At 69.0% G+C, this 6,667-nt stretch carries 9 protein-coding genes; 1 reads left to right on the plus strand and 8 read right to left on the minus strand.

The window, feature by feature from the left end:
- Nucleotides 1–3: 3 nt before the first annotated feature.
- Both KDM41_16505 and KDM41_16510 read right to left on the minus strand, forming a co-directional pair.
- Complete coding sequence (locus tag KDM41_16505) at nt 4–720, minus strand: hypothetical protein (GenBank protein ID MCB1185027.1); 717 nt, start codon at nt 718–720, stop codon at nt 4–6.
- Between the two features lie 11 nt (nt 721–731).
- A complete protein-coding gene (locus tag KDM41_16510; GenBank protein ID MCB1185028.1) occupies nt 732–1,847 on the minus strand; it encodes an aminopeptidase in 1,116 nt (371 codons plus the stop codon).
- A gap of 148 nt (nt 1,848–1,995) precedes the next feature.
- On the opposite strand from KDM41_16510, the gene mce reads away from it, so the two are divergent.
- A complete protein-coding gene (mce, locus tag KDM41_16515) occupies nt 1,996–2,448 on the plus strand; it encodes a methylmalonyl-CoA epimerase (GenBank protein ID MCB1185029.1) in 453 nt (150 codons plus the stop codon).
- 26 nt (nt 2,449–2,474) lie between these two features.
- Here mce and KDM41_16520 read toward each other — a convergent pair whose 3' ends face one another.
- The 6 genes from KDM41_16520 to KDM41_16545 form a co-directional block, all read right to left on the minus strand.
- Nucleotides 2,475–3,146, minus strand: coding sequence for a hypothetical protein (locus KDM41_16520; protein ID MCB1185030.1), 672 nt, complete (start codon nt 3,144–3,146; stop codon nt 2,475–2,477).
- Nucleotides 3,147–3,169: 23 nt separating this feature from the next.
- A complete protein-coding gene (locus KDM41_16525; GenBank protein ID MCB1185031.1) occupies nt 3,170–4,006 on the minus strand; it encodes an ABC-2 family transporter protein in 837 nt (278 codons plus the stop codon).
- Between the two features lie 3 nt (nt 4,007–4,009).
- Nucleotides 4,010–4,876 carry an ABC-2 family transporter protein gene (locus tag KDM41_16530; GenBank protein ID MCB1185032.1) on the minus strand — a complete coding sequence of 289 codons (867 nt, stop codon included), beginning with the start codon at nt 4,874–4,876 and terminating at the stop codon, nt 4,010–4,012.
- Nucleotides 4,873–5,886, minus strand: a complete 1,014-nt coding sequence (locus tag KDM41_16535) for an ATP-binding cassette domain-containing protein (protein MCB1185033.1) — start codon at nt 5,884–5,886, stop codon at nt 4,873–4,875. The genes KDM41_16530 and KDM41_16535 overlap by 4 nt, the downstream gene beginning before the upstream one ends.
- Nucleotides 5,887–5,894: 8 nt before the next feature.
- The gene (xseB, locus tag KDM41_16540) at nt 5,895–6,143 is read right to left on the minus strand and encodes an exodeoxyribonuclease VII small subunit (GenBank protein ID MCB1185034.1); all 249 of its coding nucleotides are present in this window, start codon (nt 6,141–6,143) and stop codon (nt 5,895–5,897) included.
- A gap of 100 nt (nt 6,144–6,243) precedes the next feature.
- A complete protein-coding gene (locus KDM41_16545; protein ID MCB1185035.1) occupies nt 6,244–6,606 on the minus strand; it encodes a hypothetical protein in 363 nt (120 codons plus the stop codon).
- Between the last annotated feature and the right edge of the window lie 61 nt (nt 6,607–6,667).

The raw sequence follows: 6,667 nt of genomic DNA on the forward strand, positions 1-6,667 counted from the left end.
CCCTCAGGGCCAGAAGAAGAACTGCAACGAAGCCAGCCCCTCCCAGCCGAAGTCCTCGAAAGCCCGTCCGTGGCTCGAACGCTCGTGCCGGATGGGGTCGGCGGTGCCGGCGTCCTGTTCGACGACGGTCTCGTCCCAACTCTCCCAGACGAAGCGCAGGCCGAAGGCGAACTCGATGGTGAGGAAGTCGGTGGCGCGCCAGGCGGGACGCAGGCCGGCGGCGAGGATCCAGCGCTCGGTGAAGCGATCGCGCTCGTACGAATCGTAGTCCCCCACCAGATCGTCCAGGACCAGGGCCCGCTCCTGGCCGTCGATCCAGTTGTAGGTCAGACCGGTGAAGGCCGTCAGGGCCAGCGGCCCCCGCGCCGCCACGCGCCGCCCGACCTGAGCCCGCACCCAGCCGTGCTCCTCGCGGGTATCGAGGGGCACCTCGAGGACGCCGTCCCACACCGAGGGCGTGTACGGGTCCCAGGCCCGCTCCTCGATCTTGAGCAGGTTGTCGTCGGGGCCCGCCGCGACGGAGAGTTCCCAGACGTCGACCAGCACGCGACGCACCGTCAGGCCCTCGTCCCACCCGAAGCCCCAGGTGCGGGGCGCGGCGGCGTCCGCGGCCGCCGCGACACCGGCGCCCAGCAGCGTGGCCAGCACCAGCGCCGCGCCCCCGGCCGGACACCGGAACCTGGCGGACGACGTCCGCTTCCCCCTGCGGATGTTCATCATCGGCAACCTCGCTATTTCAGGTTCTCGGGATTCAGGCCCGCCAGCTCGGGCAGCACGAAGAGCCCGTCGCGGCGCACGAGCACGTCGTCGAACCAGATCTCGCCGCCGCCCCACGCCGGGGTCTGGATGCAGACGATGTCCCAGTGCTGGGCCGACTTGTTGCCGTTGTCGGCGGCCGCGTAGGCGTTGCCCGGCGTCAGGTGGAAGCTGCCGGAGATCTTCTCGTCGAAGAGGGTGTCGAGCATCGGTTTCGTGATGTAGGGATTGACGCCGAGGGCGAATTCGCCGAAGTAGCGGGCCCCCTCGTCGATGTCCAGCGCGGCCTGGAGCTTGGCGTCGTCGCCGTCGCAGGTGGCCTTGACGATCTTGCCGTCCCTGCACTCGAAGCGGACGTTGTCGAGCACCACGCCCCCCTCGCGCGTCTTGGTGTTGTACTGGATGACGCCGTTGACGCTGTCGCGCACCGGGGCGGTGTAGACCTCGCCGTCCGGGATGTTGCGCCCGCCGTCGCACTTCACCGCGGGCAGACCCTTGATGCTGAAGCGCAGGTCGGTGCCCGGTCCCTTGATGTGCACCTTGTCCGTCCGCTCGAGCAGCGCATGCAGGGGGTCCATGGCCCTGCTCATCCGCTTGTAGTCGAGGGTGCAGACCTGGAAGTAGAAGTCGGCGAAGTCCTCGGTGCTCCGCTCCGCCGCCTGGGCCATGCTCGGATTCGGATACCGCAGCACGCACCACTTCTTCTTCAGCCGGATCGGGATGTGCACCTCGCCCCAGTAGGCCTTGTCGTGCCAGGTCATGCGGTCCTCGTCCACGTCGGCGAGGTCGAAGGGGTTGGTGCTGCCCCGGACGCCGATGTAGGCATCGACGGCTTCCATGATCGGCTTGTGGAACTGGCCCCAGGCGGCGAACTGCTCCTGGCCCGCATTGCGGATGAAGCCCCGACTGAGGGTCTCGTCGTTGTAGTACCAGAACGGAACGCCACCGTGCAGGGTGGCGACCCGCACCAGTTCGCGACCCAGGTCCATGGCCTCGAGGCCCTTGATCTCGATGTAGATCTTCTCGCCGGGCTGCAGCTTGACGCTGTAGGTGATGAGCTGCTCGGCCAGTTGCGTGACGCGCGGATCCATGGGGTCCTCCTGTTCGGGTCGCGGGGGTGTCCCGGCATGATAGCGAACGGCCCGGCGGGATCCACCAAAAAAGGCCCCGGTTTGCTTTCCGCGGAAAAGCCTTATTATTCGGGAAGGTGTGCCACGCCCCCACGCGCCAGGAGGAGCCATGACCGATCTCGCGAACATCCTGCCCGCCGGCGCCGCCGGCTACGTCGACCATATCGGGATCGCCGTCCGCGACCTGGACGAGGGGATCGCCCTGTGGAGCGGTCTGCTGGGCCTGGCACTGGAGCGCGTCGAGGAGGTGCCCCAGGAGAAGGTGCGCGTGGCCTTCCTGAAACTCGATCGGCAGGGCGGCCCCGGCCACATCGAACTGCTGGCCCCCCTGGGCGACGAGGGAGCCATTGCCGGCTTCATCGCCAGGCGCGGGCCCGGCCTGCATCACGTGGCCGTGGCGGCGGCCGACGTCGAGGCGATGATGGAGCGCTGTCGGGAGGCGGGTCTGCGGCTGCTCGACGAGACGCCGCGCGCCGGGGCCGGCGGCAAGCGGATCGTCTTCCTGCACCCGAAGTCGGGGGACGGCGTGCTGATCGAACTGTGCGGGGGCGGCCACGGCTAGGCGCCCCCTCCCCGCGCGGCCGGACGTCAGTCGGCGCTGAAGACCCCCACCTCGGCGTAGGTGCGGGCCGCGTGGACCGGGGTCCGGTCGGGCTCTCCCGTCGGATTCAGCCAGGCCGGCACGTAGCCCGCGCCGAACATCTTGCCCAGCTGGCGGCTGCTCTCGACCCCCACGTACACGGCCGGAGGCTCGTCGCCGGGGCACCCCTCGACGGTGCCGCACGACGGCGCCGCCCCCGCCTTCAGGCCGAATCGCACGTTCTCCGGCCGCCCCTGGAACATGACCTGCCATTTCACCAGCTCGACGCGTCCGTTCTCGATGCGTTCGCCGGGCACGAGTCCCGCCGCGATGGCACCCAGGCGGCGGCCGACGTTCAGGGACTTGGTGGGGAACTCCTGCTTGAGGACGAAGGCTTCGGCGCCGGTGATCTCCAGCTCGAGCTCGAAGCCGCCGAGGCGCAGGAACTTCTCGCCGTCCTCGCTGACGGGGTCCACGTCGGCGAGCCAGGCCCACACATCGACCGTCGTCACGCCGCCCACCGGTTCGCCGGCATCGTGGACCTCGACCAGGTCGGGCCCGGCGGCGAAGGAGAAGCGGACGACCCCGTTCTCCCCGCACCACTCCGTGGCGAGGGCCGGGACCGCGGCGACCAGCAGCAGGCCGGCCAGGACGACGGAAGAAGGCAGACGACGCGACATGGCGATTCCCCTTTCGACCGGCTTCAGCTGCCGGTGCTCGTGTAGTTGGCGGCGCCCCGGTGCCACAGCAGCACCGCGCCCCCGAAGACGATCAGGCCCACCGGCAGGGTGAGCAGGGCCACCCAGGGCGCGTACGGTCCGCCCACGAACCAGGTCGCCGGATAGAACGCGACCCAGGCGAAGGGCAGCACGAAGGTCAGGAAGACCCGCACCGGCAGGCTGTAGATGGTCAGCGGATAGCGGCTGAACCGGATGATGTTGTAGACCGGGGGCGCGAGCCCCATCTTGTCCTCGTGCCAGAAGCTGACGGTGGTGATGCCCAGGAAGACGCCCGTGTAGACGAGGGCGGCCGCGGGCGCCAGCACCAGCAGCACCAGGATGTCTTGTACCCCGATCGCCAGCGAGAGTTTCGTCCCGGCGTAGATCATGATCGCCGAGCCGAGGATGATCTCGTTCAGTCCCGAGACGTTGAAGCTCTCGAACATGACCTGGGCCAGGGTGTTCACCGGCCGCAGCAGCACCCGGTCGAACTTGCCCCCGATGATGTACTTGTCGGCGAAGGCGTAGAAGTTCACGCTGACCAGGTTGAACAGGCCCAGCGGCAGCAGGCTGAAGCCGTAGATGAAGAGCACCTGCTCGAAGCTCCAGCCCTGCAGCGCGCGGATCTTGGCGAAGAGCACCGTCAGCACCGTGAGCTGGATGACGAGGCTGAAACCGACGGCCAGGGTGTCGACCAGGAAGTCCATGCGGTAGGCCAGCCGCATCTTGACGAACTGGGCGAAGAAGGCGCCGAAGATGCGCGCCTGCCAGACCACGCGGGGCCAGAAGCCGGAGGTGCCGCGGTGTTCCAGGCGCTCCATCGCTCAACCTCCCTGCACGATCACGCCGCGGACGGCCCGGCGCCAGACGAGGCGTCCGACCACGAAGAGCCCCACCGCCCAGGCCAGCTGCACGAGGATCGCCTGGTGCAGTTCCGGCCCGGTGCGCTTGCCCAGGTAGATGGTCACGGGCACGTAGCTGATGTACTGGAAGGGCAGCCAGGCCATGACGGTCTGGAACCAGCCCGGAAAGAACGTGAAGGGCACGACCACGCCGGTCATGAAGTCGTTGCTGACCATCTGCGCGCGCAACACGCCCTGGATGTTCTTCATGCCGAAGGCCAGGCAGCCCACGAGGAAGTTGAGCTGGCTGAAGATCAGCAGCGCCAGGGTGAAGCTGAGGAACGTCCAGGCGTAGAGGTCGGGCGAGGGCGGGCCCTGGATGCCGAAGAGGGGCACGACGACGACCATGATCGGCAGCGTGAACATCATCAGGCGGAAGCCCGACTCGCCGACGGCCTCGAAGAGCATCACCGTCTGCAGGTGGTAGGGCTTGACCAGCTGCACGCCGATCTCCCCCTCCTGGATCATGCGGCTCAGGTCGCGGTGGATGTTGTTGAAGTAGAAGCTGCGGCCGATCCAGCTGACGGCCACATAGGTGATCATCTCGGGCAGGGTCAGGCCGCCGATGGTGCCGGCAGCGGACTCGGCCACCGCGCTCGCGAACAGGGCCGTGTAGATGTAGTAGTGCCCGGTGACGAAGACCGTGTAGCTGACGACCCCCGTGTAGTAGCGCAGCCGGTAGGCCAGGAACTTGAGGAAGGCCAGTCGCACGAAGTAGAGGTACAGCCCGGCCGTCGCGCCCGCGGAGCGCCGCCATGGTGTGAGCAGGCGATCGGTGGCGCCGTTCACGCGTCGGGCTCCCCGCTGCGGCCCGAGGCCCGGTAGATGTCGCGGACGACCTCCTCGATGGGCTGCTCGGCCAGGTGCAGGTCGACCACGTGCGCCGCGTTCACCAGCCGCTTGATGACCTCGGCCGCGGGCACCTCCGAGCGGTTGAACTCGGCGTGCTGGCGGCGTCCCTCGCCCTCCTGCCAGCGCACGGGCAGTCCGCCGGTGGTCGCGGCCAGCTCGGCGGTCGGGACCGGGTCGCGCAGCTCGATGGTCATGCGCACCTTCTGGCCCACGCGGCGCCGCAGATCCTCCAGGTCGCCGTCGAAATGCACGCGCCCCTTGTCGATGATGATCACGCGGCGGCAGAGCTGCTCGATGTCGCCGAGATCGTGGGTGGTCAGGATGACGGTGACGCGGTCGCGGTCGCGGATCTCGCGCAGGAACTGCCGCACGTTCTCCTTGGCCACCACGTCCAGGCCGATGGTCGGCTCGTCGAGGAAGAGGACCCGGGGCCGGTGCAGCAGGGCGGCGGCCATGTCGCAGCGCATGCGCTGGCCGAGGCTGAGCTTGCGCACGGGCTGGTGCAGGTAGTCGCCGATGGAGAGCAGCTCGTGGAAGACCTCCATCTGCCGCCGGTAGGTGGCCTCGTCGACCTCGTAGATCTTCTGCAGCAGCCGGAAGCTCTCGACCACGGCGAGGTCCCACCACAGCTGGGTGCGCTGGCCGAAGACGGCGCCGATATGGCGCGTGTACTGGAGCCTCTGCTTCCAGGGCACCAGCCCCCCCACCTCGACCGTGCCGGACGTCGGCGTCAGGATGCCCGTGAGCATCTTGAGGGTCGTGCTCTTGCCCGCCCCGTTGGCGCCGATGTAGCCGACCATCTCGCCGCCGGGGATCTCGAAGCTGACGTCGTTCACCGCCCGCAGGGTCTCGTGGCGCGGGCGCACGAGGTCGACGAGGCCGCCAGTGACGCCCTCGCGCTTGCGGATCAGCCGGTAGTCGCGGGTGAGGCTGCGGACCTGGATCAGGGCGTCGCTCAAAACACTTCCTCGTCCTGGTCGGGCGCCGCGCCGGCGTCGGACTGCAGGCCCGAGACCAGCCCGCGCACCTCGGCGTCGGTCTTCTCGAGCTTCTCGCGGCAGATGCGGATCAGTTCGACGGCGCGCTTGACCTCGTCGCCGAGGGTGTCGATGTCGACATCCTCCCGCTCGAGGGCGGCGAGGATCTCCTCGACCTCGGTCACGGCCTCGCTGAACGAGAGCTTGCCGGGATCCTTCTTCTTCATGTCGCTTCTCCTGGCGCTGGGCGGCGGCTTCCACGGGCGGGCCGCTTCCATACTAAGCGGATCCCGCCGTCGCCGCCGTCGTTTTCCGTTCGCCGCCGCTTCAGAACAGCGGCGGCTGGCCCGGGTCACCGCCGGAGCCGGAGCCGGAACCGCCGCCGCGACGCCGCTTCCCGACGGCCCGCGGGGCCGCGTCCTCGCCGGGCTGGACGACGCTGGTCACCCGCCCGTCGGCGAGAATCGTGGTCAGGCGATCACCGGGCGCGAGATCGGCGGCGCGGCGGGCCGCCGCACCGTCCGGGCCGAGGGTCAGGGAATAGCCCCGCTGCAGCAGCCGCGACGGATCGAGCAGGCGGGCCTGGGTGGCGAACCCGTCCAGCCGGCGGGACCACGGCGCCAGGGGCCGCACGGCGGCCCGCGCGAGCTGGGCCGCCTGCCGGTCGGCGATGGGGTCCTGACCTTGCAACGGGTGGTTTCGGAATACGGCTGCGTGAGCTCGGGCCTCTGTCATGTTCTTCGCATGTGTT

The sequence above is a fragment of the bacterium genome, from assembly GCA_020440705.1.
In the GTDB taxonomy this organism is placed as follows: domain Bacteria; phylum Krumholzibacteriota; class Krumholzibacteriia; order LZORAL124-64-63; family LZORAL124-64-63; genus JAGRNP01.